Here is a 26858-nt window from a genome sequence, read left to right as displayed (position 1 = left end):
AAAAGGAGAAGAAAAAGGGTAAACTTTTATTTATTATTTCCCCTTTTACAATATGGAGGTTTTTTTATGAAACTGCACGAATATTATGTGAGTCTGCGAGTGTATCAAAAAGAAAATGAATATATGGATTCCATGCGTGTAACTGTTCAGGAACTTTCAAATGTTCTGTGCTGTACGGAGCGCAATGTGAAAATCCTATTAAAAAGAATGGCAGAAGAAAACTGGCTGACATGGGAACCGGGAAGAGGAAGAGGCAACACCTCGACTCTTACTTTTCATAAAGATATGCGTACAGGGCTAACTGAAATCTTCAATCAGCTGCTTCAAAATGACGATCTGACCGGAGCGATTAATCTTTTGAAAGAAAACCTTCCAGAAGATATAAAAAATGAACTTCATAACATGCTGGACACCCATTTTGGCTATCAGGAAAAAGGACAGGAATCCGTAAAAGATGTTCTAAAGATTCCAATGACACGAAAGCTTTCAACACTGGATCCAGCTTTTGTATCTGTATCTACGGAATCTCATTTTGCAAGGCAGATTTATGATACCCTTCTTCAATATGATGTAAAGGAACAAGTGTTTAAACCCCATTTGGCTCACGATTATGACATTTCATCTGATGGATGCATAATCACCTTTTATTTACGAAAAGGGGTGATGTTTCATAACGGTAAAACGATGACATCAAAAGACGTACTGTACACCTTTCAGAGATTAAAAGACCAAAACGCAAACTCACCCTGCCAATGGCAGACAGCTCTCGTAATCGATGTAAGCTGCATAGGACTTTATACGATCCAATTTTACTTAAAAAGAAAAACACGAATGTTTCTTCATTTTGTAAGTTCAATTTCAATGGCCGTACAGCCTGAAGGTGGATCTAAAATGACAGGAACTGGACCGTTCGCCGTCAAAGCTTATGATGATGATGTGCTCGTACTGGAGGCAAATGGCCATTATTTTAAGGAAAGAGCATGGCTTGACCAGATTGAGATCTGGAGAATCCCCGAGAACTCAAAAGTAGAACTTCATTATGAACTGCCTGAATCGCAGGACGAAATAAAGGGAGAAGCAGTTGATCTTTTGCAAGTGGGCAGCAACTATATCGCTTTTAATTTGAATAAACCAGCGATCGTGCAAAATTGGCACTTTAGAAATGCTGTTTATCATTTATTTGATATCCAGCTAATGATTCAGGAACGAGAAAATGACAAATTAATCGCAGCGACAAGTCTATTTCCTGAAAAGAGCCTGGAAAACCCTCCAGAGAAAAAATCACTGAAACAAGCTGCAGAATCCCTTCAGGTATCAGGCTATAAAGGAGAAATTCTTAAAGTAAGCTTTTTTGATATGAAATACAGCAATGAAGATGCAAGGTGGTTAAAGAAGAGAGCAGAGGAAATCGGCTTGAATCTATTGCTGCATCCATTTCCACTGCCTGATTATTATAAAGAAGAAGTAACCGCTGACTCTGATATGATCATTATGGGAGAGATGTTTGAAGATAATGTTGTCCTTGCCTTTATCAATTTCTTTAAGCATAAAGCGAGTTTTGTGAACCGCTTTTTGGCGGGAGAAGAAGGGGAGAAAGTACAGCGAATTGTGGATCTTCTCATGGACGAAGAGGATGAAGAGAAACAAAAACAATTTATGGAAGAAGTTGAACACTTTCTCTATGAGAACCGTCTTGTGATCAACAGCTACCACACCTATAGGAAAAAGAACTTTCCGTCCAGTCTTAAGAATGTTTCCATGAATACATTCGGATGGGCGGATTTTCGAAAACTGTGGATTAAGCCAGCGATAAAAACCTATTTTTAGCTTTACTAGAATCTTTATCAAATCCTATTCGTATAAATTGTAAAGCATAGGAGGGAATCAAAGGTGAAAACAGTAAACCTTTATCGGATTGAGATTAGTGAGCCCTGTGAGGTAACTGGTATCTTATCTAACTTATTCGGCGGGTTCTATCCTTTTATTGAAAAATGACATGAACGTAAAGAAAAATTGGGGATCCATCCCTGCAGGAGTACAAGGATGGATAGTTAAGAAATGGGGGAGAAAGTACTTTTCCCCAGATGAAAATCAGCCAGGAATAGAACTTTTCACTCAGACAGATCAGCCATACGTCCTAATTCCTTATGAAAAAATCAAGGATTCTTATAAGAAAATATAACTGCAAAAAAAGAAGCCCGTATAACAGGCTTCTTTTCCTGATTTAAAAGAATAAATTCAGTACAAAATAGGATAATGCCGCAAGTGTAGCAGAAATAGGAAGCGTGATACACCAAGTGATAAGCATCGTCTTGGCTGTACCCCATTTAACGCCTCTTAGACGGTGAGAAGCACCTACGCCAAGGATAGACGAAGTAATTACGTGAGTCGTACTTACCGGAATCCCTAAAACGGACGCACCAAGAATTACAGATGCACCGGTTAAATCTGCTGAAACACCGTTTACTGGACGGATCTTCATAATCTTACCGCCAACTGTTTTGATGATCTTCCATCCGCCAACTGAAGTTCCAAGACCCATTGCAATGGCACAGGAAACTTGAACCCATAACTGTATATCTGTACTTTCTGTATAACCGTTTGCGATTAAAGCCATCGTAATGATCCCCATCGCCTTTTGTGCATCGTTCGTTCCATGCGAATAGGCCTGGAATGCAGCAGTCATTACTTGAACTTTTCTGAACCCATTGTTTGTTTTGGTTAAGTTTGCATTTTTAAAGATCAGTTTAATCAAATGATAAAATACAAAACCAACCGCAAATGCCAATATTGGCGAAAGCAATAATCCATATATAATTTTAAGGAATCCGGAATAATGTAAAGCTTCAAATCCCGCAGCAGCTATCGCAGCACCTGCAATAGATCCAATGATCGCGTGGGATGAAGAACTCGGAATTCCGTAATACCATGTGATCAAATTCCATGCAATAGCTGCAATAAGAGCAGCTAAAATAACGACTGATCCATTTTGAAGTGTGAATGGATCTACAATGTCTTTTGTGATCGTTTTTGCTACACCTGTAAATGTCATAGCTCCGACAAAGTTCATGACAGCTGCCAATAGAATGGCTTTTCTAGGTGTTAGGGCTTTAGTGGAAACAGACGTTGCAATGGCATTTGCTGTATCATGAAATCCATTGATAAAATCAAACGCTAGTGCTCCAATAACAATCAGAATGGTAAGGATTAAAATAGAATCGAATTCCATACCTGCCACCCGTTACGCGTTTTTCATGATGATAGATTCAAGAGTGTTGGCAACGTTCTGGCAGCTGTCGGCAATGCCTTCAAGTACTTCATACATTTCCTTGTACTTGATTACTTTGATCGGATCTGTTTCAGTTGCAAATAACTCACGTCGTGCTTCACGGTACAGGTCGTCACATTTTGATTCATAATCTTTAATCTTAATAGCATGTTCACGCATATCAAGCAGTTTTTTATCGGCAAGAAGATTGACTGTCAGCAAAATTTCGTCTGCACTTAATTTAATATATTCAACAAATTTAACCATGTATTCATCAGGATTTGTTATGACATAAATATCGAATAGGGCAGAAGCCTGTTCGATGCCATCTAAAATATCATCCATGCTCATAGCAAGTGATAAGATGTCTTCTCTTTCAATTGGTGTAATAAAGACTTTGTTCAGTTCCATGATAACGGTATGAACATATGAATCGCCTTTTGACTCAAGTTCTTTTAAGTGATCAGCAAACTCACGCAAGTCATTTTCGTTATTGATCTTGAAATCGTAAAAATAACCAGCAGATTCTTTAAGGTTGCTCGCAATATCCGTTAGCATTACAGCAAACTTATCCTTTTTCTTTGTAAACATAAGTACCCTCCAAAAGAAATGTCTTAAATCCTTTTTCTTTAATCTGTTATATAGGCAGTTATTTTTGTCTTTTTTAACCACCCAACATATTATACAAAATAATGAGAGTTTTTGTCGAAAAAGAATGAATTGTAATCAATAATTTACAAAACTTTTACTGAACAGGTGTATCTTTTTACTTTTCCCAAATAATTAAAAAGATAAGCAAAAAAAGAAAGCTTTCCTATTAAAGCTTCTTAAATCATTTTTGTATAAAGTTTTTCCTTTAAAAGATGAGCTCGTTTAATACTTTCTCTTAAAATAGGACCAGTGTTTACATGGTTCATTATTTCGTCTGTCGTGAGCCAAAAAACATCCGTAACCTCGTCTTCACTTTTAGAATGTGAATCACCGTTTTCATATTCAGCCAGCATAACAATATCTACTACTTTTTTTCCTGAATTTGAAATAAACGATGTGCTATGAACATATAGAAGGGTATCTTTTACGATCACACCGGTTTCTTCAAAAACTTCCCTTTTGGCGGTACGTTCCAGAATATCCGAGGAGTTTCCTTCATCCTCAACTTGTCCGCCGGCAAGAGAAAGCTCTCCGGCTGCATGTTCTTCTTTTAAACTCCTCTGGATAATAAGCCATTTATCATCGTTAAATACCGCAGCTTCCACGTTAACAACAAACATATTCAAACCTCCTGAAAGTTCCTTTTGTTATTTTCGCTGTTTCTTATCAGTATTCCTTTGGATGTGATAATCCATAAAAGAACATTTGGAAGATATCTGAAGCTAGTTTTTTTCCGTTCTCACCAGTAATTAACGTTATTAGCATATCGTTATTAAACAGCTGAATATAAACCATGATGGACTGTTCGGACAGATCGGGATTAATTTCGCCGCTTAATTGAGCATCTTTAATTAATTTTAAAATTAACGGGATCGCATATTTTGTCTGGAAATCAGCTAAAAATGCTTTTAATTCCTCATCAACTAACATCATTTCTCTGATCACTTCTGGATGGATATTCTCTAGTTCCTTTGTTTTATAAAGAATACTTGTCTTCATTTTCTCGAGAAATGAAATATCCTTATCAAATAGCTCTTTATGAAATTCATATTGTTCGGTGGTATAGTCTTTGATAACTTCCCTGAATAATGCTTCCTTGCTGCCAAAATGGTTATAGATCGTTACTTGGGAGACACCTGCTTTTTTTGCGATGTCTTCGATTTTTATATCTTTAACTCCTTGTTTTTGAAATAGGAAAAAGGCGGCTTTTTTTATATCGATTTTCTTTTGCTCTTTCCGGCGTTCATATCCGTTCAAAACACTTCACCTCACTATTAGAATAAAACATTTTTTGAAAAATAACAAACAAGATATTTCAAAAAGTTGTTGTCAAAAAATGAATACCGTTATATGCTAATTTTGAAATATAAACATATAAATATTTCAAAAAGAAGGTGTGTCTGATGATAAAGGTAGAAAAGTTAACAAAACGTTTTACACCTGAAAAAGGTTTGTTTGATGTAAATTTTGAAGTGAAAAAAGGGGAAGTATTTGGCTATATTGGACCAAACGGGGCAGGGAAATCTACAACAATCCGTCATTTGATGGGTTTCATGGAGCCTGATGATGGCATTTCATCCATTAACGGACTGGACTGCTGGTCGAAATCATCAGAAGTTCAAAAGAGGGTTGGGTATCTGCCGGGGGAGATTGTTTTTCTAGAAGGAATGACCGGTTTGGAATTCTTAAAACTTATGCAAAAAATGAGAAGACATAGAGAGAATAAAAAAAGAGACGAACTGATCGAACGTTTTCAGCTTGATGTAAAAACGCCCATTCGTAAAATGTCTAAAGGGATGAAGCAGAAGGTTGGAATCATTGCGGCTTTTATGCATGAACCGGATGTGCTGATTCTTGATGAACCAACATCAGGGCTCGATCCACTCATGCAGCGGGTTTTTATTGATCTGATTTTAGAAGAAAAGAAGAATAATAAAACAATAGTAATGTCCTCTCACAGCTTCCAGGAAATCGAAAGGACCTGCGATTCAGCCGGAATAATTAAAGATGGAAGGCTTGTAGCATTAGAAAATATGCATTCATTGCGAACGGTTCAAAGAAGGGTATTCGAGGTAAAGGTTAAAAACGATACGGATATTGAATCCATTCTTGGTTCTGGGCTTCAAACAGAGAGTGTGGGGGAAAAGACGCTGCATGTTTCGGTTCAGGGGAACGACCAGGAATTCATTCAATTATTGAGCCGCTGTGAGGTAGAGCACCTGGATACAAGACCACAAGATTTAGAAGATATCTTTATGCATTACTATGACAGAAGGGAAGTGGGGAAATGAGCTGGCCTCTCTACCTATCAATGCTGAAAAGTCATGCGAAAATGCTCGGCGGATTTATATATGGAGCAGTTGCTTATATCGTTTTAATCATATGGATCTATCCTTCGATTGCTGATATGAAGGGGTTTAACGATATGATTAATGCACTCCCGGAAGGCATGCGCAAGCTGATCGGCATGGAAAATGGCATTAATTCGCTTGCTGATTATATTGCAGGAGAATTTTACGGCATGCTGTTTTTAATTATTTTGATGGTCTATGTCATCCTGACTGCGACCAGATTAATGGCACGCCTTGTGGATCAAGGTTCTATGGCATATTTACTCGCAACGCCAAATTCACGGATAAAAATTGCTGCAACACAAGCTTCAGTTATGATAACAGGTCTGGGGTTAATTATTGCATTTACAACAATCAGTGGTATTGCAGCAAGCGAGTGGCTGATTTCGGGGTATGAACTTGACGTTGCTTCATTCATTACGCTCAATGTTCTAACATTTCTCATCTTTTCCGTCATTGCTAGTTATTGTTTCTTTATTTCCTCTGCATTTAATGATGAGAAAACGGCTCTTGGTATTTCAGCGGGATTGACACTCCTTTTCTATATGCTGAACATGGCTGGGAAATTAAGCGAAGAAACAGAATGGCTTTTAAATTTTACGATATTCAAATTATATGACCCTATTAAGATGATTAACAATGAAACTGACGCTCTATTAATGGGTTCGTTGCTTGGAGTGGCTGCAGTTTTACTGTTCACGGCGAGCATCGTCGTGTTTAATAGAAGAAATCTGCCTCTGTAGTTTAATGATTTCTTTCATTTTAATAAAGAAGTATAATAAAAATAATAATAAATTGATCACTGTTTTAAAGGTCTCTGCATAGAATAGTAGGGCTAGGAACCGAATATTGGATAGTTTTCAGGCTGCTGTCGTCTAGACGGCAGCATTTCTGCTTTTATAGGGTACTTGAGGATGATTTTTATTATCAAATACGTAGGAGGGAAGTCCAATGGAACTCTCTGCACGCAATCAGCTTATTCTTGCTACAAGCGCCGGGGTCTTTATTCTTTTGGCGTGGATAATTGAAAAGTACTCCCATTCACCATTTTATGTACTGTTCTATATACTCGCTTTTGTAGTTGGCGGTTATGCAAAAGCAGTGGAAGGTATTCAGCAAAGTCTGGAAGAAAAGCAGCTGAATGTGGAACTATTGATGATGTTTGCTGCAATTGGTTCTGCTGCAATCGGTTATTGGGGAGAAGGGGCAGTCCTCATATTGATTTTCGCCTATTCAGGCGCACTTGAAAGCTACACATTGCAAAAAAGCGACAAAGAAATAAAGTCTCTTATTTCTCTTCAGCCGGAAGAAGCATGGCTGATCTCAGGAGATAAAGAGTTTCGGGTAAATGCGTCAACTCTTGAGCCTGGCGACCTTATTAAAGTTAAACCAGGTGAAAGGATACCAGCAGACGGCATTGTGCAAAAGGGAAAATCGTTCGTCAACGACTCTCTCTTGACAGGAGAGTCACTGGCAAAAGAGATTCAGCCATCTTCAGAAGTATTGGCAGGCACATTTAATCAGTCAGGACTGCTGGAGATCTCCGTTTCAAAACACATGAAAGACTCTGTTTTTCAAAGAATGATTGACCTTGTGAACAAAGCCCAGAGTGAGGCGCCGCCTGTTCAAAGGAAGATTGAAGAGTTTGAAGCGAAGTATGTATTATTTGTCCTATTGGCCGCGGCTTTAACGGTTCTAGTTCCGGGTTCAACAGGAATATGGACTTATTCAGAATCCCTTTACCGTGCTTGTGTTTTGCTCGTAGTTGCATCACCTTGTGCTCTCGTCGCATCAACCATGCCGGCTTTGCTCGCATCGCTATCGAATGCAGCTAAACATGGTATTCTGTTCAAAAGTGGTGTTTTTCTGGAGAAGCTAAGCCTGGTGAACGTGATCGCTTTTGATAAAACAGGAACACTCACTGAAGGAAATCCGACTGTTGCAGCGGTAAAATTTGTTCATCCTTCACTAGAAGAGGAGGAATTGATTTCGTTTATTTATACCATAGAAAAAAACAGCACTCATCCGTTAGCAAAGGCGATTCTTGAAAAATTAAAGACCGACTTTACAATAAACGAGAGAGAATTAATCGCATATGAGGATCTGCCTGGGCTGGGTATAAAAGCAGAAGCAGCCGGAATAAGCTGGAAAATTGGAAGCCGTGAGCTGACTGGGATAAAGGAAAAACTAGAGATAAAGCTAATTTCAGAAATGGATTCCGAAAATGAAGGTACTGGTCAAAGCGTCGTTTATGTAACAGCAGATGATGAATTGGCAGCTTATTTTTTAATCGGTGACACGGTGCGAGATGAAACAGTTAAGGCAATTCAATCACTAAAACAAAAACAAATCTTGACGCTCATGTTAACAGGAGATACAAAGCGCGGGGCAGAAATGATCGGACAGATTGCCAAAGTAGACGAAGTAGGCTACTCCTGTATGCCGGAAGATAAGGTAAATATGATTCAGAAATGGAAAGAGCGCAATGCTGTGGTTGCCATGATCGGAGATGGTGTGAACGACGCTCCAGCTTTAGCTCTTGCTGATGTTGGCGTTGCAATGGGGATGGGAAGTGATACGGCGATTGAAACAGCAGATGTTGTACTTGTAAAAAATGATTTAAGCAAACTTCTGTATGCCATGCAGCTCTCAGAACGTTTGAACAAAATTGTTAAACAAAACATCGGTTTTTCAATAAGTGTTATTTTATTCTTGCTCTTTGCCAACTACTTTCAGGTCTTAACGCTTCCTTTTGGAGTCATCGGACATGAAGGGAGTACGATTCTTGTCATCTTAAATGGCCTTCGTTTATTAAAAGGATAGACACAAAAAAAGCCGGACATTGCGTCACGGCTTTTTGTTATATTAAAATGGTTTGGTTTGTTATTGATTTTTTTTCTGGTAGGATGGAGAATCCGTTCCCGTCTTTTGATTAGAATCTGACATTGTGCGCGGTGTAACTACCGCCGTTGTTTTAGAGGCTGACTGAGTGCTGTAACCATCATTCGCAGCTTCCTTTTTTGCTTCATCGATAGCTGATTTAGTCTCAGTCTTTGCTTCTTTTACTGTATTTTTTGCTTCCTGCAGCTTTTGTCGGGCAGAAACTGACATGCTGCTGGATTTGTCTTTCATAGATTGAACAGCATCCTTTGCGTCCATCTTTCCAAGTTTAGCTTTTAGCATGGTTTCATCTTTCTTTTGCATGGTACGCTCTTTCAACTTAATGGAAGAGTCACGCAAATCGTTTCTAAACTCGTTACCTTTCTTTGGGGCATAAAGAAGAGCTGCTGCTGCACCAACTAATCCACCTACTACAAGTCCAGTTGCAAAACGTGATCCAGTCCCTTTTTTATAATTATCATATGTCTCACGCGTTTGAAAATCGGAATGAGTAAAAACAGGCTCCGCTGTTGTTGTGTGTGTCGTTTCGTTATGCATAATATCAATTCCTCCTTTTTAGCTTGTATACAAATCGTACCCGCTGAGCAGAAATATAAACATTTTTCCGTAACATACACAACGAAATAAGGAGAATTGGCCACAAATAAACATAGAAAAAGCCGGGCTGTCTGCCCGGCTGGTTTTCTATTTATTTCATTAGCTTTTGAGTTCTGGAAGCATACGAATTTCCTCATTCATTGCAGATTGACAAATGGGGCATTGAGGTTCTTTTTGCAAAGAATAGTCAGCGCGCATCCAGCATGAGCAACCGTCGCTTGAACATGCCCAAACCTTCGTTTCTACGTCTGGAATCGGCTCTGCAGGTTGTTTTGAAAAAAAAGCCATAGATATCCCCCTTTTTCTGTTCTACTTATAGTATACGCCTAAAAGAGGAAAAATATGTATCATTTTGATTACATATTTAAAATAGCCTTATTTTTAGCTGAAATCTCGTTCGCCCACCGATAGTGTATAGACTTAATTTCAAACGGAGAATGAATGTTTATATTTGTTTTTAGCTGCCATAAATATTCAGCCGTTTTATCAATGTGATTTGTTAAAATTCGACCCTTCAGCCATTGAGTCCCATCCTCAAGTTTAATCAAAAATTGCTTCAAAAATGGATGTGCTTGACAGTAATGCAGCCCTTCAGCTGTAATTTCAGCAACAAGATCTACATAAGAACGCGGTGCTATTTTTGATGGCCAGTTATGGATCGTAAGATTTGAAAAGTCTTTAACATCCATTGGTTCATAGTTAATAACTGCTTGAAGGATATCTGAGAGGTTATAAATATGATAATCCATCAGGGAGTAGGAGTAGGCAGGACAGAACCATTTACCATTCTCATTGTAAATTCCAATGGGCTGAATGTTGCAGTATGTTTTAGAGCCTTTAATTTCATATAGAACAGTAACAATCTTTTGTTTTAGTGCTGCTTCGAGTAAAACAGGTGCATGCAAACTTTCTTCAGGAAGGGGAAATTGAACTGCTAGCCGTTTTTGGATTTCATTCCAATGGTCTTTCGCATCGTCAGGCAAATATTGAAGAAGTTTTTTAGAAACAGATTTACTTTGAATCTGATATGGAAAACTTTCATTCTCATACGATTGGAGTCCATACAATATGGCAGAAGCCTCCATCTCTGTAAATCCAATCGGTGGAAGAATGCGGTCGTGTTCAATCCGGTAACCGCCATGAGGACCGAACTCAGAAATAATAGGCAGACCCATTTCCATGAGGCGCAATAAATCGCGTTGTATTGTACGGGTAGAAACTTGAAATTCTACCGCTAGTTCTTTTAAGGTAAATTGTTTTTTTGTATTTATAGAGAGTAATAGTCTCTCTAGTCTTTTTATCTTTGACATATTTGACCCCTAATATTTGTATTCCAATCTTTGGTACTACTCAATGTATTTTATATCGTACATAATTGTTGAATTGTTAGTGTTTCTCAAAAATTAAAGGCTAAAAACAAAATAACACGTTATCCTCTTGGAATAACGTGTTAAGCAGTAAGGTATGAAAGATAGTAAGATAAGCTGGGATTATTATTTTAGGCAGTGTTGAGACAAATTAGCTTTTAACGATCAAAGAAAGATGTTCCATACAATGGACCATATCCGCCAGCTGCTTGTCAGTAAGCTGAGACATGTATTTTGTTAGTACACCATTTCTTTTCTCTTGAATCATTTGAAATGCATCTAAACCCGTTTGATTTAGCTGCACGTAGACGATTCTGCGATCTAGTTCCGAACGATACCGATCAACCAATCCTCTTTTTACAAGTCTGTCAATGATGACTGTAGTAGCACTTGCACGCACTTTCATAGCCTCGGCAATTTCAGAAACGGTCCATTTTTCACGGGTAGAAAGTGTTTTCAATATTTGAAACTGAGTAGAGGTAATCTCTTCTTCTTCCCAAATTTCTGGTTTTAAAACGTCCATGATTTCAACAAAAGCCTTCTCTATACGCTCTACTTCGATTAAAACATTTCTACTTTCTGCTACCACTTTCACAGTACTGCCTCCTTAGCTTACGTTACTGCTATTTTAATATAAATTTCCGATAAGTTCCATTATTCTGTAGTATAAAGTATCTAGTTCCCAATGTGTATCTCTGTGCTAGTATTTAAACAATTGAAATATAGATTTAATTTAGCAATAAAAATATAATTCTTTTAATAAAAGAGGAATTTCTTTCATTTATATCTAATAGGAAAAAGAGAGAAAAAAGGGGGGAAGAAAGATGGCACGTATTGCATGGATTACAGATAGTACAAGCTGTATGACAAAAGAGGAAGCAAAGCAGCTGGGCATTCATATTATACCAGTATCTGTCATTATGGAAGATGAGGTTTATAAAGATGGTGTGGATATAACACCTGATGAATTTTATAAAAAATTGGAAACGGTTTCCGAACTTCCGAAAACAAGTCAGCCAACAGTTGGTGAATTTTCTGATTTCTACGAAGTTCTAAAGCATGATTATGATTGCGGTATTGCTGTTCACGTTTCAGAAAAGTTCAGCGGAACTATAAATGGTTCAAGGCTTGGGGCTGATATGGCAGATTTTCCGGTCCATATCGTAGATTCGAAAATTACATCAGAGGCAATGAAACAATTGATCTTAAAAGGTAAGAGATTGGAAGAAGAAGGACTTGAGCCGGAGGAGATAGCATCCCAGTTAAGAATATCAGCTGATCATGTAAAAGGCTATGTCTGTATTGGAAGTTTAGAACAGCTGAGACGCGGCGGAAGATTGTCAGGAGCGGGCTTCTTGGTTGGAAACCTTCTACAGATAAAACCGATCCTGACATTTGATGATGGTTCACTCGTACCATTTGAAAAAATAAGAACACTAAAAAAAGCAGAGTCACGTGTATTGGCTTTGTTTGAAGAGGCTGCGCAACGAAATTCTGTAAATGGTGTAAGTGTTGTTTACAGCGGCTCGTCGGAAAAAGCAGCAGATTGGCTGCATCTTCTAAAGGAAAAATATCCAGACATTACGATTAATCTTGGGCAGCTGAGCCCGGCAATCGGTGTTCATGTTGGAGCAGGAACACTTGGTATCCTCTGGTTTGAAGAGCAGTAAACTAAAAAGTGTAAAAAGTAACAGGGGACAGACTCGGGTCTGTCCCCTATACTTTTTATTAAACTCAGGAATCTTTTCGGAATGCTGCAATGATCAGTATGATCCACACTAACAGGAGGGGCTGAAGAAAATGCATTACTGCAAATAGCTCTATAGAAAAAAATTCTTTTACAATAGTTCGAAGGTTTGTCAGGATGATTAAACCACCAGCCAATACTCCTAACAATGCTGGCTTTATGCGTTTTACAAGCCATGCAGCAAATGGAGCTGCCATGATGCCGCCTAGCATCATGGCTAAAACGATCTGCCAATACAGCGTTTCCCAGCCGATGAACAAAAAGAATCCGATAGATGCGGATAAGGAAACAGCAAATTCACTAAAGTTAACGGTTCCAATAGCCTTGCTCGGTGAAAGATGTCGATGCGTGAGCAACAACGGTGTAGTTAACGGACCCCAGCCCCCTCCGCCGCTGGCATCCATGAAGCCTGCCATGAACCCTACCGGTCTATATAGCTTGTGTTTACTGTCTGTCTCTGGTTCTTGTTCGTCTGCTGTAATCTTTAGAAATAAAAATCGAAATAAAACATAAACACCTAAGCCCAGTAAGAATATTGAGATATACGGTTTGATAAAAACAGCTGGAATATAGCTTAAGAAAGCAGCACCTAAAAAAGCACCTAAAGCCCCTGGGAGAACTAATTTTTTCACAATTTTTATATCCACGTTACCAAATCTTAAATGAGAATACCCAGATACAGCAGAAGTAACTACTTCAGCTAAGTGTACCGAGGCAGAAGCGATAGCTGGGGTAAGTCCGACCATTAATAGAAGAGTGGTAGATGTCACACCGTATGCCATGCCCAAAGAACCATCAATAAGCTGTGCTACCAAGCCGATCATAGCAAGCACGATTATTTTTTTCACGTAATGTCCTCCAATAAACAGATATCTTATAGAATATGGGGACAAACGTACTTCGGTTTAGGCATGTAATTAAATTGGATACATTCCTTTTAAAATAAAGAAAACACCATTAAAACGTGATTAAATAATTGTTTTTTTGTTCATTTTTCGATAAGGTAGTAGACAGTGTTCCAAGTAAAGGTTAATCGCCTTTATTTTGTGGAATAATACAAAAAAGTAAGAAATACATAAAATAAAATGGAGTGATACGAACTATGGAAATCGGATTAATCGGCCTGGGGAAGATGGGCTTTAATATGGCATTGAACATGAACGATAAAGGCTTTACAGTTACCGCTACAGATGTTAACAAAGACACTGTTAAAGAGATCTCTGAACAAGGCGTTAAAGGTGCAGAGTCTGTTGAGGAGCTTGCAAACTCATTCTCAGGCAGAAAAGCTGTTATTCTTCTTGTCCCTGCTGGTGAGATCGTTGATAAGGTTATCAGCGAACTTAAGCCGCATCTTACAGAAGGCGATATCATTGTTGATGCAGGTAACTCCATGTACAAACATACACTGCGCCGTTATGAAGAGTTAAAAGCTGATGGTATCCACTTTGTTGACGTTGGTACAAGCGGCGGAACAGATGGGGCTCGTTACGGGCTTTGCGCAATGATGGGTGGAGACGAGGATGCTGTAAATTACCTAGCTCCTGTTTATGAAAAAATTTGTGTTGAAAAAGGTTTCTTAATCACAGGGCGCGCTGGATCTGGCCACTTCTTGAAGATGGTTCATAACGGAATTGAGTACGGCATGATGCAAGCCATCGGTGAAGGATTTGAAATCTTAGATAAAAGTGATTTTGATTATGATTATGAAGCTGTTTCGAGAGTATGGAACAACGGTTCGGTTATCCGTAGCTGGCTCATTGAATTAATGGAGAACGCGTTCAGCAAACAACCTAAGCTTGAAGACATCCGCGGTGTAATGAACTCTTCAGGTGAAGGCATTTGGACGATTGAAGCCGCTCTAGACTATCAAGCATCAGCTCCGGTTATTGCGCTATCTCAATTCATGCGTTTCCGTTCATTAGAAGATGATACATTCCACGGCAAAGTGGTTGCTGCACTTCGTAACGAGTTCGGCGGACATGCTGTCGTAAAAAAATAATAGCTTTTGTTTGAAGACCTCTGTGCCACTGATCTAAAGCAGAGGTCTTTCGCTATTTTTTACTTTATATGGAATAACCTGTTTGCAAGATGAAAACCGGTGTACAAGTTTAAGTATAAAGTATAACGGCAATCAAGGCTGACCAAACGTCATAACGTCAGCCAAGTTTTCTTTAAATGAATAAAACATATACTATCAAAGACCTGAAAAGGATAGGAGTTATGAATATGGAAAAGAAATATGTACGCGAGTCCCGTACCGTTAAATCATCAGTTGTACTGCCTCCAGATACAAACAATTATGGAACGCTCTTTGGTGGGAAGCTTATGGCTTATATTGATGATGTTGCTGCTATTTCTGCTATTCGTCATGCCCGAAAGCATGTTGTTACAGCATCTACTGACTCAGTGGATTTCTTACAGCCGATAAAGGAAGGATATTCTGTTTGCCTGGAGTCATTCGTAACATGGACAAAAACGACTTCGATGGAAGTTTTCGTTAAAGTCATTGCAGAGAACCTTTTGTCTGGTGAACGTAATGTTTGCGCTGTTTCCTTCCTTACATTCGTGGCCATGGGAGAGGACGGAAAACCTACACCTGTGCCAAAAGTCATACCTGAAACGGAAGAAGAAAAATGGCTCCATGAACACGCACCGGAGCGGGCGATAGCAAGAAAAAAACGCCGTGAAGAAAGCAAAAGACTAGCAAAAGAATTCGGCGTAAAAAAGCCTTGGGAGACAATGTGAGCATAAAGATTTATTTTTATTTTTTTAGACGTTAAGATTCGCAAAATGGAAATAAGGTGATATAATAAAGTTAACCTTTTTCCAGCCAGGGATACAGAACCCTGGCATTTTATCTGTTAAATTGTTAGGGCTCCTAATTTGTTTTCATGTAAAACAAATTAGGAGCTTTTTTGTGTCCAACTATAACAAAGTCTTTCTTATTCCTATTACCGTTTCATAACTAAAGTCCGTTCCGTAAATCCTAAGAAAAGATTAGAAAAAAAGGTGGATAGTTAACGAAATTGCCTTATTTTATGCACATTCCGTTTCAAGTTGTTTTACCAGCTTTATTTTATTATTGTATTCTTAATGAAAAGAAAGGGTTATACGGTTAATGGCTGTGTGCCCATAAACCAGTCAGTGCCTAATACGGTAATCATCGTAAAGAGCAATAAAATAATAGGTGGATAAAGGATTCTACATTTTATTTGCTTCCTGAAGAATAGATTTTCCTGTATTCTTTCACTTATCAATCTTTAAAAGGGAGTGGGGAAATTGTGCGGACGCTACATGCTTTATTATGAAAAGGATATTATTATCGATGCCTTTAATTTAGTGAATGAATTTGAATATGAAGAACGATTCAATATTGCACCTAGCCAGGAAGTGCTGTCTATTGTAAAAGGCGGCAACGGAAACCGGGCAGGATATATGAAGTGGGGGCTTATTCCGAAGTGGGCGAATGACCCTAAGATTGGCAACAAGTTAATCAATGCAAGAAGTGAAACCATTAACGAGAAGCCAAGCTTTAAAGAATCATTTTATCAAAAAAGGTGTCTGATTCCTGCAAGCGGTTTTTACGAATGGGTGAAAGAGGGAACCAAGAAACAGCCTTATCAGTTTACCTTGGAAGATAATGAGCCGTTTGCTTTTGCAGGAATCTGGTCAAGGTGGAAACAGGGATCAGATGGGTCAGGTAATGAAAAGATAACCTGTTCCATATTAACGAAAGCATCTAATTCGTTAATGGAGAAGTACCATCACCGCATGCCGGTTATGCTGAAGCCTGAAGAGGGAGAAATGTGGCTGGACAAAAGTACAGAAAAGGAGACACTACTCGCGATCTTGAATCAAAATAATCCTGACCTTTCAGTTGAACCCGTGACACGAAATTTGAATACGAGATAATACTGACTTTTAAATGGCAGAACAGCCAAGATGAAGTCGGTATTTTTTTATATCTAGAAAGTCCCGAAATCGGGAAAGGGTTTTTAGTAAAACAGAACTATACTGTAAATTCTTTGTAAGTCTTTCTGACTGTTTTAACATAAAACTAACAATTGAACTGACAAACTTGTGTTATATTTTTCATGAATTTACTTAGTTTTACATAATAAAACATAGGCAGGTGGACGGTTGTGTTAAAAAGAAAGACGAAAAAACTCACAAATATAACTATCATCTTTGCGATGGTGATCAGTTTAATATTACCTATGCAGCAAGCAACAGCAGCTGACGTAATTACCGTAAGCGAGGCTATTGCGAATAACAGTGGTACAGCGACTGTTGAGGGGTATATCGTTGGAACAGTAAAAGGAGGAAGTGGAGCATCCATTTCATATCAATTTGAAGGTCCTTTTACACAAGATACAAACTTAGCTATTGCAGATTCACCTACAGAAACAGATAAAACAAAAATCATGCCTGTTCAATTACCATCTGGTGAGGTCAGAAATGCCTTAAACTTAAAAACTAATTCTGATCATTTAGGGAAAAAGGTTCAAATTACTGGTGACTTAACAGCTTATTTTTCAGTGCCAGGTCATAAAAACGCAAAGACATTTTCATTTGTAGACGGAACACCTCCTGAACCACAAGTAGAAGAAGTTAAGTCTTCTGTTGAAGGACAGGTTGTATCTAAAGGTACTCAAGTAACACTTACTACAGAAACATCAGATGCAGCTATTTATTACACTGTAGATGGTTCAAACCCGACGACAAACAGCACGCTTTACACTGCACCAATTACGATTAATGAAGATGTAACAATAAAAGCTATAGCTGTAAAAGCCGGATTGAAAGACAGCAGCATTGCAGAATTTAAATACCAAGTAGCACTTTCAGGACTTCGCATTCATGATATCCAAGGTGCCGGTCACAATTCCCCAGTTGCAAATAAAGTAGTTGAGGGTGTAGAAGGCATCGTTACAAAAGTGGTAGATGACAGGAACTTCTACATGCAAGATTTAGAACCAGATAACGATTCTAATACATCTGAAGGAATTCTTGTATATAAGCCGGGTCATGGACAAACGGAAGGCAATGTCGTTTCTGTAAATGGTCAAGTTAAAGAATGGGTGCTAGAAGGGTACTCTGACAAATTAAGAACTGATCTTGCAATGACTGAAATCAATGCTGATAAAGGTCAGGTAGCAACAGTCGAAGAAGGACAAGAACTTCCTGAATCTATAGTAATCGGAATGTTTGGCTTACAGCAGCCGACAAAAATTATTGATAATGATAACTTTGAAGAATTCGATCCAAGTGAAGACGGAATAGATTTTTATGAAAGTTTAGAAGGAATGCTTGTAGAAATTAATAATCCGGCTGTTATTGCGCCGCAAAAATATGGTGAACTGGTTGTTCTTCCGGATCACGGTGAATATAGCAGACTTAATTCTGCTGGCGGGTTAAACATCACAGAATTCGATTACAACCCTGAACGTATTTTCATAGATATGGGTGATGAAGATTTCGTTGCAAAATCAGGAGATTACTTTGATGGTGCAATTACGGGTGTTGTAAGCTATGGTTTTAGCAACTATAAAGTATTAACTGATGTGGAAGATCTTCCAACGTTTGTTGAAGGCAACACAGAACGTGAAATCACTCGTTTTCATGAAAAACATAAAGAACTAACCATCGCGAGCTTTAATGTGGAGAACTTCTCTGCAAATGAAAAGGATACTTCTGATGAAAAAGTTAGCAGAATCGCTGACTCTATCGTTAACAACCTGAAGGCCCCTGATATCGTAGGTCTTGTAGAAATGCAAGATGGGAACGGTTCTACAAACAATGGCTATACCGAAGCAAAAGAGAGTGCTGAACGATTAATCGCAGAAATTGCAGCTCAAGGCGGACCAGAATATGTTTACACAGATATCGCACCTGAAAACAATCAAGACGGCGGACAGCCTGGCGGAAACATTCGTGTGGGATTCATCTACAATCCTGAGCGTGTTTCACTTGCAGAAGGAACAAAGGGTACTGCGACTCAAGCTGTAGATTATGAGGATGGCAAACTTACACTTAACCCTGGACGCATTGATCCGACGAATCCAGCGTTTGAAGACAGCCGTAAGCCAGTAGCTGCACAATTTGAATTTAATGGTGAGAGTGTAATTGTTGTTGCGAACCACTTTAACTCAAAAGGTGGAGATCAGCCTTTATTCGGTATAAATCAACCTCCTCATTTGGGCAGTGAAGCACAGCGTCTTGAAATCTCTAAGATTGTTAACGGATTCGTGAAAGACATTAAAAAAGAAGATGAACATGCTAAAGTAGTTTTACTCGGTGATTTTAACGACTTCGAGTTCACACCTGCACTTGAAACGTTAAAAGGCGAAGAATTAACAAACATGATTGAGAAAGTTCCTTTTAATGAGCGTTTTACGTACTCTTATCAAGGGAACGCACAAGTACTTGACCATATTTTAGTTACAAACAATATGGCGAAGAAAACAAAAGTTGATATTGTTCATATCAACTCTCAGTTCATGGAAGAGCATGGACGTGCAAGTGACCATGATCCTGTATTGATTCAAATCAAGCTAGATAAAGTGAAGTAATAACAAAGGAACTGACCAAAAAGGATGTGGAAACTGACTTTTGGTCAGTTTTTCGTTATTTTTTCTTAGCTGAACGTCCATTTATTATGTGAAAATCCCTATTTGAGCGAAAAGTGGGTGGGTTTGAGCAAAACTAGGAATATTTGAGCGAAAAACGAGGTGTTTTGAGCGAAGATAAACAATTCTGAGCGAAACGAGGTTTTTTTGAGCGAACATGTAATAATTAAAAGATCACGTACCGTAAATTGTCATGAACGTATGTAAATACCCTAAAATAGGTAAAGGACTGACTCATTGGAGTACAGTCCATTTTTTAAAAGAATTAATGCGATTAGCGAAGGTATCCGCCACCCAGTTGCTGTTCAGCCATTTGAACAAGACGCTTAGTGATTTCACCACCAACAGATCCATTCGCACGAGATGTTGTATCTGGTCCAAGTTGAACACCAAACTCAGAAGCGATTTCATATTTCATTTGATCCAAAGCAGCTTGTGCTCCAGCTACTACTAATTCATTAGAGTTGTTGTTACGTGCCATATGTATCACCTCCTTGTACTACTAGTTTGTATATATTTTACAAAAATATGCATGTATTGGATAATATTTTTATTAGTGATATAAATAGTAGGTATTCGCATATTTTTGGAGTAACCGACACCAAAAACCCGAAGATTTCGTATGATAAATCATCCCCCTATTTTTATTTTCAAGGAAAGCACTGTACTGGATCCCAGTCAGTGTTTTTCTTTTTGAAAAATATCCTGCTATTTTAAGATTTTGGATTTATAATAGAGAAGGAAATTTGCAGATATATATAGAATATCCATGCATTTAAGAGAGCAGGTGAAGAAATGGGGCTTAAAAACAAAGAAGACATCATGAAATGGAAAGGAATTGCATTAGCATTAGCCGGTGCTTCACTTTGGGGATTTTCAGGAAACGCAGCAGAATGGATTTTCTCACATTCTGCAGTAACAGCGACATGGCTGGTATCCGTCCGTATGATAATGGCAGGATTGCTGCTATTAACATTCATCTCATATCATCATAATATTTTTGCGGTTTGGAAGAACAAAAGAGACCGCCTGGATTTACTTGTTTTTTCGTTAACGGGAATGCTTGGTGCTCAGTTGACTTTTTTCCTAAGCATTGAGGCAGGGAATGCACCAACCGCGACCCTCCTTCAATTTTTAGGACCTGTTTTTATCACAGTATATTTTGCTTTAAAATTTTTAAAATGGCCGAAGCGTAAAGAATGGATTGCCGTTTTGATGGCACTTTCGGGTACATTTTTACTTCTGACTAACGGAAAGATGGATTACATAACGGTTTCTAAAGAAGCGATTTTTTGGGGTGTTCTTTCCGGGGTCTCTGTTGCGGTTTACACGGTTTATCCTGTTCGTTTACTAAAACAATATGCTTCTGCTGTGATAGTAGGTTGGGCGATGCTGTTGGGGGGCTTGGCTGTCTCCGTTTGGACAAAGCCTTGGCAAGCGGGATTCATCGATTGGACACCGTCACTTTTTTGGATGCTTGCGTTCGTAGTTATCTTTGGTACACTGCTTCCGTTTTATCTGTATTTAGACAGTTTAAAATATATTTCTTCAACCGAAACGAGTTTGCTTGGAAGCGCTGAACCATTGGTAGCAACCATTGTTTCAGTAGTTTGGCTGGGTACGGCTTTTGGCAGCTTTCAATCGGTTGGCGGAATGCTGATTATTTTAACCGTATTCTTGCTGTCTATGCCGGAAAAGGGAGTTCTTAAAATCAATCAGACTGTAAATAAGTAGTTGACGCAAACGCTTCATTTGACTTTTTTTCTGAATCGTACCACTATGATAGGGTACGACTTACAACAGGAGTAGATGCGAAGTGAATGATAAAATTGTATTTTTTGATATAGACGGTACGCTTGTAAATCATGAAAAAAAGATTCCGGAAAGTACGAAAGATAGCATTAACCAGCTTAAGAAAAATGGTGTACATGTGGCCATTGCTACCGGCCGCGGTCCATTCATGTTTGAACCGATTCGCGAGGAGCTTGCTGTGGATTCTTTCGTAAGTTTTAACGGTTCCTATGTTGTTTTTAAAGATGAAGTGATTCATAAGACACCATTATCAGCAGAATATATCACCAAAATTGAAAAAGATGCAGAAAAAGCCGGTCATCCGCTCGTTTATCTTGACCATCAGAAAGCAACATGCAATGCAGATGATCACGAAATCATTAAAAACTGTACGTATAACCTGATGCCTAGTTATCCGCTTTATCAACCGGGCTTTTATAAAGAAAATGAAGTTTATCAAGTTCTTTTATTCTGTCAACAGCAGCACGAAAAAGCGTATCGTGAAGGTTATAAAGGTACATTTGATTTCATCCGCTGGCATGACGATGCACTTGATATTCTTCCAACAGGCGGTTCAAAGGCAAAAGGTATTGAAGCTTTTATCAAACAAATGAACATGAAGCCTGAAAATGTGTTCGCTTTTGGGGATGCGTTAAACGATATCGAGATGCTGACCACTGCAGGTACCGGAATAGCAATGGGGAACGGAATGAGAGAAGCGAAAGAAGCTGCTGATTATGTAACAAAATCAGTGGATGAGGATGGAATCTATCACGGACTTAAACATTTTGGGCTCATATAAAGAATGTATAAACCTTTGCCGAACGGCAAGGGTTTTTCTGTGGTCTTTTTATAGGGAAATAAATAGAAAAAGATAAAATATTTGGTAAATTTGTTGAAGGTATTTAAATGGATTTAGCGAAAAAAGGCTTTATGAATGGTGCAGCAGTGACGATATAAGGCTTACAGCAAAGAAAAGACGTCAAACAGGAGTTGAAACGGGTGAATGCTAAGGGTAAACTTGTAAACTTAATTTTGTGTACCATCCTCATACTGTCTATGGTTCACGTCATTCCAGCATCAGCTGAAAGTAAAGCCACTGTAAATGCTACAAGCTTAAATGTAAGATCAGAGCCAACTCTTTCTGCCAAAAAAATTGGTTCGCTGAAAAATGGTGATACAGTCACTGTTCTGAAAACGGAAAGTGGTTGGGCAAACATTTCTTATAATGGGAGCAAAGCTTGGGTGAGCGCAGAATTTCTAAAAATGAGTGGTTCTTCACCTTCAGATCAGCCACCGAAAAATCAAGAAGCCGCTTCTAAAAAAGCAAAGGTAACAGCCACGTCACTAAATGTTAGAAAAGGACCAGGTATTCAGCATAATGTTGTTGGGTCATTGAAGAATGGCACGATTGTAACCATTCAAAAGCAAGATGGTAAATGGTCATCGATTACATATGGAGTAATAGCGGGGTGGGTAAGCAGCGCTTATCTTCTTGAGCAAACGTCCAAAGCTCCTGTTACTGAGAAACCAGCACCAACTGGTCAAGGAAACAGCAATAATAAAAATGGAAAATGGGGAACTGTAACAGCTACTTATTTGAACTTCCGGTCTTCTGGGAACCTGAATGCACCTATCATTGGTTCATTAAAGTACGGGACAGCTGTTCAAATCCTATCTGAATCAAACGGATGGTCATCCGTCCAAACTTCAGATGGAAAAAAAGGCTGGGCATCTTCAAATTATATTTCGATTCAAAGTGGAAATTCACCCGTTACACAGGCACCTAAGCCTGAAACAAAACCGCCTTCAGCACCTCCTGCTTCTATACTGAAAAAAGTAGTGGTGATGACAGACGGAGTGAACATTCGCCAAGGTCCATCAACGGCTTATCTCATAGTAGGAAAAGCCAATCAAGGAGATGAGTATGCTTATATTCAATCAAAAAATGATTGGGTACAGCTGAAACTGCCTAACGGAAACACTGCATGGATTGCAGGCTGGCTTGTTGCCATTCAGCAGACACAGTCATCATCTAATAATAATTCTGGCACCACAGCTCCTAAACCATCAACAGCCGGTCTTAAAGGAAAACGTATTGTCATTGATCCAGGTCATGGCGGGCATGATCCAGGTGCTCTAGGAAAAGCTCATGGAACACATGAATCAGAACTGACACTCATGAGTGCAAGACTCTTAGCAACAGAGCTGAGTAAAACAGGTGCTGTGGTAATTCTTACACGCAGTGACAGCAATTATATTTCACTTAATAAACGTGTTGAGATCAGTCATTACCATTTCGCAGATGCTTTTATCAGTCTTCATTACAATTCCGCACTGGATACAAGAGCTTCTGGCCTTTTAACTTTCTATTACGGTCAAAAAGACATCAAACTTGCAGACTCTGTTCATTCAGGCCTTCTACAGGCAGGTACTGGTCTTTCGGGCGGGAATGTCAGATTTGGAAACTTCCACGTGTTGCGCGAAAATAAGCAGCCGGCGGTATTGGTAGAGTTAGGGTTCTTGTCCAATCCGTTTGATGAGATGACAGTTAGAAGTGATTCCTTTCAGTCAAAGGCTGCTTCAGGCATAACGAACGGTCTCGCTAAATATTTTAAATAAATGTATTTGATCCGCTTCCTGCTCTGAAGGAGGCGGTTTTTTTAAATAAATTTTTTCACTGGATTTTTAACCCGTATTTTTTCTATAATTAAAGTCATAAATAATAAAGTAAGTTAACAATAGGTGGTGCAGGGTTTTGGAAAACTCCGGATTGATTCTTGAGGGTGGAGGAATGCGTGGTGTTTATACAGCAGGTGTTCTTGATGTATTCATGGAAAACGATCTTTATTTTCCATATGTGATTGGAGCTTCCGCCGGTGCTTGCAACGCTGTATCTTATATTGCCAGACAGCATGGAAGAAATCGGACAGTAAATCTTGAGTACAGTTCCCATCCTGAATATATATCTTATAAAAATTGGCTATTTAAGAAAAAAGGTTTGTTCGGTATGGATTTCATTTTCGAGGAGCTCCCGAACCGTCTTGTTCCTTTTGATTATGATGCGTTTAAAAAATCTAAGGAAAGATTTGTAGTGGTTGTGACAGACTGCAGAACAGGCGAACCCGTTTACCTTAACAGAGAAGATTATGACAAGATGGATATCTCCAAGGTACTGAGAGCATCTTCTTCCATTCCGTTCATAGCACCTGTAGTTGAGATCGATGGAAAACATTTGATGGATGGCGGAATTTCTGACCCTATCCCCGTTCATAAAGCAATGACAGACGGAATCAAAAAAGGGGTTGTCGTTCTTACACAGAATGAAGGGTATCGAAAGAAAAAGCCTAAAATGACATGGGTGACGAAACGGTTTTATCCTGAATACACTGGTTTGGATGAAAGTTTAAGAGGACGTTACCAAAAATATAACGCAACACTTGATTATATTGAAGAAGAAGAGAAAAAAGGCAATCTTTTCGTATTGCGTCCTTTAGAAAAAATGAAGGTTAAGAGAGTAGAACGAGATCCCAAGAGACTTGGACTATTATACGAGCAAGGAAGAAAAGATGCAGCGGATCAAATGGAAAGCTTGAGAAACTGGCTGCAAAATTAGTTTGGACAGATTAATTGTGATAATGGCCAGATTAATTTAAAAAGTAGACAGATTAAAATGAAAAAGTCGACAGAAAAACTTTAAAAGTCGACAGATTATATAGAAAAGCTGGCGTGCGGGTCTATTATAGACCTTTTCAGCCAGCTTTTTACATGTGCTTAATATATCTTTTGGATCACTTCTTCAATATCCGGTTCTTTCATCTGAATATCTACCGGTTCGCCCCACTTTGTTACCTCTTGCAGTAGTGAAGGTGAAGAAAGAACGGAACGATCATACATGAGCACAAGCTTATCATGGTCCCACCTCATCTTTTCAATACCGTTTAATTTTGCTGTCACATTCTTCGGCCTCTCCCGGTATTGCACTTCCATCACACTCGGCAAGCCGATATTACGCCTTAATTCTTCAAGTGTTCCATCAAGAACGATCTGACCGTGATTGATCACAATTACTCGGCTGCAAAGCTGTTCGATGTCATCCATGTCATGTGTCGTTAGAAGAATGGTTTTCTTTTCCTTAGTGTTGAGTTCTTTCAGGAAAGATCGAATGCTTGTTTTTGCATTTACATCAAGACCGATTGTCGGTTCATCTAAAAACAAGACATCAGGGTCATGAATCATAGCTGCAGCAAGATCTCCGCGCATACGCTGTCCGAGGGAGAGTTTTCGTACAGGTGTGTTCATGAACTTTCCGATTTGAAGCAAATCATCGTACAACTTCAAGAACTGCTGATATTTTGCATCAGGCACTTTGTACATTTCTTTTAAAATATCAAATGAATCACGCAGTGGGAGATCCCACCATAGCTGTGTCCGCTGACCGAAAACGATGCCGATCTTTCTTGCGACTTCTTTTCTTCTTTTTTGAGGACTAAGGCCTGCTACCTCAATATTTCCTCCTGTGGGATGGAGAATTCCAGACAGCATCTTAATCGTGGTTGACTTCCCGGCACCATTCGGACCGATATAGCCGACAAATTCTCCTTCTCGAATGTTAAAGGATATGTCGTTTACGGCTTTTACTACATGATGTTTGGTTGATACAAGAGAAGTAAAAGAACCAATGAATCCCTTTTTCGTTTCATAGATTTTAAAATGCTTATTTAACTGATCTGCAACTATCATATGTCTTCCTCCTTAACAGCCTGAACTTAACTGCCTGTACTGTGGTAGTGACGAATTCCGAACTGCCAGAAACGTAAAGCAAAAAACAAAAATGCAAGTGCAACGGCTGGCGGTAATGCCAGATTCCAGATGCTGCCGCCTTTATCTAATATAAATAGGACAGGCGTATAGTTCATAAACCCGACTGGAATGACGGTGAAAAAGATGATCTTTAACCATCCGGGATAGATGTTCATCGGATAGTTCGCTGCATTAAACGGTGCATAAAGCGTGAATGTCTGAAAATCTTTAATCCTCTGTGTCCAAAAAGCGAGCGTTGCTGTCAGCAGTCCAAGTGAAAAGCAGATTACTGTACCGGATGCAATAGAAACAGGCAAGTATAGCAGTAATAGAAGCCTATCAAAACTATCTAGCCTGAGTCCGATAATAGAGATAACTAGAATGATGACTCCTTGAGCGGTTCCTCCAATCCGTGACAGGTCAAGGTTCTTGGTTAAAAGCAATGAAAGCGGAGAGACCGGACGAATGAGAAGACTATCAAACTCTCCTTCTACCATGTATCGTTCAAAGTTATGAATCTCTACTCCAAATACTCTGTATAGCGTGATCGCAACAGAGGAAATACCGTACAGCAATCCCACTTCATAGAGGTTCCATCCTTTCACATCATCAAAGCGCTGTAAGATCGCAGCGAGCAGGACAAAATCTACGGCCATGATTAATCCATATGAAAGGGAGGAAACAAGAAAGTTCATCTTGTACTGCATACGTGACCGCAAGCTGCCTGATAACAATTTTAAATAAAGATTCATA

General features: G+C 38.9%; 25 protein-coding genes. 13 read left to right on the top strand and 12 right to left on the bottom strand.

Translation table 11 applies throughout. The features are described from left to right. Positions 1-66 precede the first annotated feature (66 nt). On the top strand, positions 67-1827 hold the full coding sequence (locus M3196_RS12620) for an ABC transporter substrate-binding protein (protein ID WP_251322671.1): 1761 nt from the start codon (positions 67-69) through the stop codon (positions 1825-1827). A gap of 397 nt (positions 1828-2224) precedes the next feature. On the opposite strand, the gene M3196_RS12615 is transcribed toward M3196_RS12620, so the two are convergent. From M3196_RS12615 to M3196_RS12600, 4 genes are all read right to left on the bottom strand, one after another. Beyond that, on the bottom strand, positions 2225-3229 hold the full coding sequence (locus M3196_RS12615) for an inorganic phosphate transporter (protein WP_251322670.1): 1005 nt from the start codon (positions 3227-3229) through the stop codon (positions 2225-2227). Positions 3230-3241: 12 nt separating this feature from the next. Continuing rightward, positions 3242-3859 (bottom strand): DUF47 domain-containing protein, encoded by a 618-nt coding sequence (locus M3196_RS12610; protein ID WP_251322669.1) that lies wholly within the window; start codon positions 3857-3859, stop codon positions 3242-3244. Between the two features lie 236 nt (positions 3860-4095). Further along, positions 4096-4539, bottom strand: coding sequence for an NUDIX hydrolase (locus M3196_RS12605; RefSeq protein ID WP_251322668.1), 444 nt, complete (start codon positions 4537-4539; stop codon positions 4096-4098). A 46-nt stretch (positions 4540-4585) separates the two neighbouring features. Further along, complete coding sequence (locus M3196_RS12600) at positions 4586-5176, bottom strand: TetR/AcrR family transcriptional regulator (RefSeq protein ID WP_251322667.1); 591 nt, start codon at positions 5174-5176, stop codon at positions 4586-4588. 146 nt (positions 5177-5322) lie between these two features. Between M3196_RS12600 and M3196_RS12595 the strand changes: the two genes are divergently transcribed. The 3 genes from M3196_RS12595 to M3196_RS12585 all read left to right on the top strand — a co-directional run bounded on the left by M3196_RS12595 (position 5323) and on the right by M3196_RS12585 (position 9093). Further along, complete coding sequence (locus M3196_RS12595; protein ID WP_251322666.1) at positions 5323-6210, top strand: ABC transporter ATP-binding protein; 888 nt, start codon at positions 5323-5325, stop codon at positions 6208-6210. After that, complete coding sequence (locus M3196_RS12590) at positions 6207-7013, top strand: ABC transporter permease (RefSeq protein ID WP_251322665.1); 807 nt, start codon at positions 6207-6209, stop codon at positions 7011-7013. Before M3196_RS12595 ends, M3196_RS12590 begins: the two co-directional genes overlap by 4 nt. A 208-nt stretch (positions 7014-7221) precedes the next feature. Then, positions 7222-9093 (top strand): heavy metal translocating P-type ATPase, encoded by a 1872-nt coding sequence (locus M3196_RS12585; protein ID WP_251322664.1) that lies wholly within the window; start codon positions 7222-7224, stop codon positions 9091-9093. Between the two features lie 60 nt (positions 9094-9153). Here the strand turns inward: M3196_RS12585 and M3196_RS12580 are convergent, their stop codons facing one another. From M3196_RS12580 to M3196_RS12565, 4 genes are all read right to left on the bottom strand, one after another. Further along, positions 9154-9708, bottom strand: coding sequence for a YtxH domain-containing protein (locus M3196_RS12580; RefSeq protein WP_251322663.1), 555 nt, complete (start codon positions 9706-9708; stop codon positions 9154-9156). A 159-nt stretch (positions 9709-9867) separates the two neighbouring features. Further along, a complete protein-coding gene (locus tag M3196_RS12575; RefSeq protein ID WP_251322662.1) occupies positions 9868-10056 on the bottom strand; it encodes a cold-shock protein in 189 nt (62 codons plus the stop codon). Between the two features lie 68 nt (positions 10057-10124). Beyond that, on the bottom strand, positions 10125-11078 hold the full coding sequence (locus M3196_RS12570; RefSeq protein WP_251322661.1) for a helix-turn-helix transcriptional regulator: 954 nt from the start codon (positions 11076-11078) through the stop codon (positions 10125-10127). Between the two features lie 208 nt (positions 11079-11286). Then, the gene (locus M3196_RS12565; protein ID WP_251322659.1) at positions 11287-11730 is read right to left on the bottom strand and encodes a MarR family winged helix-turn-helix transcriptional regulator; all 444 of its coding nucleotides are present in this window, start codon (positions 11728-11730) and stop codon (positions 11287-11289) included. Between the two features lie 229 nt (positions 11731-11959). Between M3196_RS12565 and M3196_RS12560 the strand changes: the two genes are divergently transcribed. Then, complete coding sequence (locus M3196_RS12560) at positions 11960-12805, top strand: DegV family protein (protein WP_251322657.1); 846 nt, start codon at positions 11960-11962, stop codon at positions 12803-12805. Positions 12806-12869: 64 nt separating this feature from the next. Here M3196_RS12560 and M3196_RS12555 read toward each other — a convergent pair whose 3' ends face one another. Continuing rightward, positions 12870-13730, bottom strand: coding sequence for a sulfite exporter TauE/SafE family protein (locus M3196_RS12555; RefSeq protein ID WP_251322656.1), 861 nt, complete (start codon positions 13728-13730; stop codon positions 12870-12872). A 254-nt stretch (positions 13731-13984) separates the two neighbouring features. Between M3196_RS12555 and gnd the strand changes: the two genes are divergently transcribed. The 4 genes from gnd (at position 13985) to M3196_RS12535 (ending at position 19454) form a co-directional block, all read left to right on the top strand. Continuing rightward, the gene (gene gnd / locus M3196_RS12550; RefSeq protein WP_251322655.1) at positions 13985-14881 is read left to right on the top strand and encodes a phosphogluconate dehydrogenase (NAD(+)-dependent, decarboxylating); all 897 of its coding nucleotides are present in this window, start codon (positions 13985-13987) and stop codon (positions 14879-14881) included. A 227-nt stretch (positions 14882-15108) separates the two neighbouring features. Then, positions 15109-15627, top strand: a complete 519-nt coding sequence (locus tag M3196_RS12545; protein ID WP_425310998.1) for an acyl-CoA thioesterase — start codon at positions 15109-15111, stop codon at positions 15625-15627. Between the two features lie 534 nt (positions 15628-16161). Then, entirely contained in the window at positions 16162-16794 is a 633-nt protein-coding gene (locus M3196_RS12540; RefSeq protein ID WP_251322653.1) for an SOS response-associated peptidase, read from the top strand. Between the two features lie 230 nt (positions 16795-17024). Next, entirely contained in the window at positions 17025-19454 is a 2430-nt protein-coding gene (locus M3196_RS12535; protein WP_251322652.1) for a DUF6359 domain-containing protein, read from the top strand. A 331-nt stretch (positions 19455-19785) separates the two neighbouring features. Here the strand turns inward: M3196_RS12535 and M3196_RS12530 are convergent, their stop codons facing one another. Next, positions 19786-19992 (bottom strand): alpha/beta-type small acid-soluble spore protein, encoded by a 207-nt coding sequence (locus tag M3196_RS12530; RefSeq protein ID WP_251322651.1) that lies wholly within the window; start codon positions 19990-19992, stop codon positions 19786-19788. Positions 19993-20306: 314 nt separating this feature from the next. Here M3196_RS12530 and M3196_RS12525 point away from each other — a divergent pair, with 314 nt between their 5' ends. From M3196_RS12525 to M3196_RS12510, 4 genes are all read left to right on the top strand, one after another. After that, positions 20307-21245 carry an EamA family transporter gene (locus M3196_RS12525; RefSeq protein WP_251322650.1) on the top strand — a complete coding sequence of 313 codons (939 nt, stop codon included), beginning with the start codon at positions 20307-20309 and terminating at the stop codon, positions 21243-21245. Between the two features lie 82 nt (positions 21246-21327). Then, positions 21328-22104, top strand: coding sequence for a Cof-type HAD-IIB family hydrolase (locus M3196_RS12520; protein WP_251322649.1), 777 nt, complete (start codon positions 21328-21330; stop codon positions 22102-22104). Positions 22105-22304: 200 nt separating this feature from the next. Continuing rightward, positions 22305-23924, top strand: a complete 1620-nt coding sequence (locus tag M3196_RS12515) for an SH3 domain-containing protein (RefSeq protein ID WP_251322648.1) — start codon at positions 22305-22307, stop codon at positions 23922-23924. Positions 23925-24060: 136 nt separating this feature from the next. After that, positions 24061-24918: a patatin-like phospholipase family protein gene (locus M3196_RS12510; RefSeq protein ID WP_276531355.1), complete on the top strand. Its 858-nt coding sequence runs from the start codon at positions 24061-24063 to the stop codon at positions 24916-24918. A 158-nt stretch (positions 24919-25076) separates the two neighbouring features. On the opposite strand, the gene M3196_RS12505 is transcribed toward M3196_RS12510, so the two are convergent. Together M3196_RS12505 and M3196_RS12500 are read right to left on the bottom strand one after the other, a co-directional pair. Continuing rightward, a complete protein-coding gene (locus M3196_RS12505) occupies positions 25077-26045 on the bottom strand; it encodes an ABC transporter ATP-binding protein (RefSeq protein WP_251322647.1) in 969 nt (322 codons plus the stop codon). Positions 26046-26071: 26 nt separating this feature from the next. After that, positions 26072-26857 (bottom strand): ABC transporter permease, encoded by a 786-nt coding sequence (locus tag M3196_RS12500; RefSeq protein WP_251322646.1) that lies wholly within the window; start codon positions 26855-26857, stop codon positions 26072-26074. Position 26858: the final 1 nt, after the last annotated feature.

Source organism: Fictibacillus nanhaiensis (assembly GCF_023715445.1).
GTDB classification, from domain to species: Bacteria; Bacillota; Bacilli; order Bacillales; family Fictibacillaceae; genus Fictibacillus; species Fictibacillus nanhaiensis_D.
Note: the sequence above shows the minus strand (reverse complement) of the source record. Positions and strands in the feature narration are given on the sequence as shown.

Bases quoted from the DNA above. Each gene is read 5' to 3' on its own strand.
- M3196_RS12615 (WP_251322670.1), bottom strand. From the start codon at position 3,229: ATGGAATTCGATTCTATTTTAATCCTTACCATTCTGATTGTTATTGGA.
- M3196_RS12620 (WP_251322671.1), top strand. From the start codon at position 67: ATGAAACTGCACGAATATTATGTGAGTCTGCGAGTGTATCAAAAAGAA.
- M3196_RS12585 (WP_251322664.1), top strand. From the start codon at position 7,222: ATGGAACTCTCTGCACGCAATCAGCTTATTCTTGCTACAAGCGCCGGG.
- M3196_RS12545 (WP_425310998.1), top strand. From the start codon at position 15,109: ATGGAAAAGAAATATGTACGCGAGTCCCGTACCGTTAAATCATCAGTT.
- M3196_RS12580 (WP_251322663.1), bottom strand. From the start codon at position 9,708: ATGCATAACGAAACGACACACACAACAACAGCGGAGCCTGTTTTTACT.
- M3196_RS12610 (WP_251322669.1), bottom strand. From the start codon at position 3,859: ATGTTTACAAAGAAAAAGGATAAGTTTGCTGTAATGCTAACGGATATT.
- M3196_RS12605 (WP_251322668.1), bottom strand. From the start codon at position 4,539: ATGTTTGTTGTTAACGTGGAAGCTGCGGTATTTAACGATGATAAATGG.
- M3196_RS12525 (WP_251322650.1), top strand. From the start codon at position 20,307: ATGGGGCTTAAAAACAAAGAAGACATCATGAAATGGAAAGGAATTGCA.
- M3196_RS12505 (WP_251322647.1), bottom strand. From the start codon at position 26,045: ATGATAGTTGCAGATCAGTTAAATAAGCATTTTAAAATCTATGAAACG.
- M3196_RS12570 (WP_251322661.1), bottom strand. From the start codon at position 11,078: ATGTCAAAGATAAAAAGACTAGAGAGACTATTACTCTCTATAAATACA.
- M3196_RS12530 (WP_251322651.1), bottom strand. From the start codon at position 19,992: ATGGCACGTAACAACAACTCTAATGAATTAGTAGTAGCTGGAGCACAA.
- M3196_RS12500 (WP_251322646.1), bottom strand. From the start codon at position 26,857: ATGAATCTTTATTTAAAATTGTTATCAGGCAGCTTGCGGTCACGTATG.
- M3196_RS12560 (WP_251322657.1), top strand. From the start codon at position 11,960: ATGGCACGTATTGCATGGATTACAGATAGTACAAGCTGTATGACAAAA.
- M3196_RS12575 (WP_251322662.1), bottom strand. From the start codon at position 10,056: ATGGCTTTTTTTTCAAAACAACCTGCAGAGCCGATTCCAGACGTAGAA.
- gnd (WP_251322655.1), top strand. From the start codon at position 13,985: ATGGAAATCGGATTAATCGGCCTGGGGAAGATGGGCTTTAATATGGCA.
- M3196_RS12590 (WP_251322665.1), top strand. From the start codon at position 6,207: ATGAGCTGGCCTCTCTACCTATCAATGCTGAAAAGTCATGCGAAAATG.
- M3196_RS12595 (WP_251322666.1), top strand. From the start codon at position 5,323: ATGATAAAGGTAGAAAAGTTAACAAAACGTTTTACACCTGAAAAAGGT.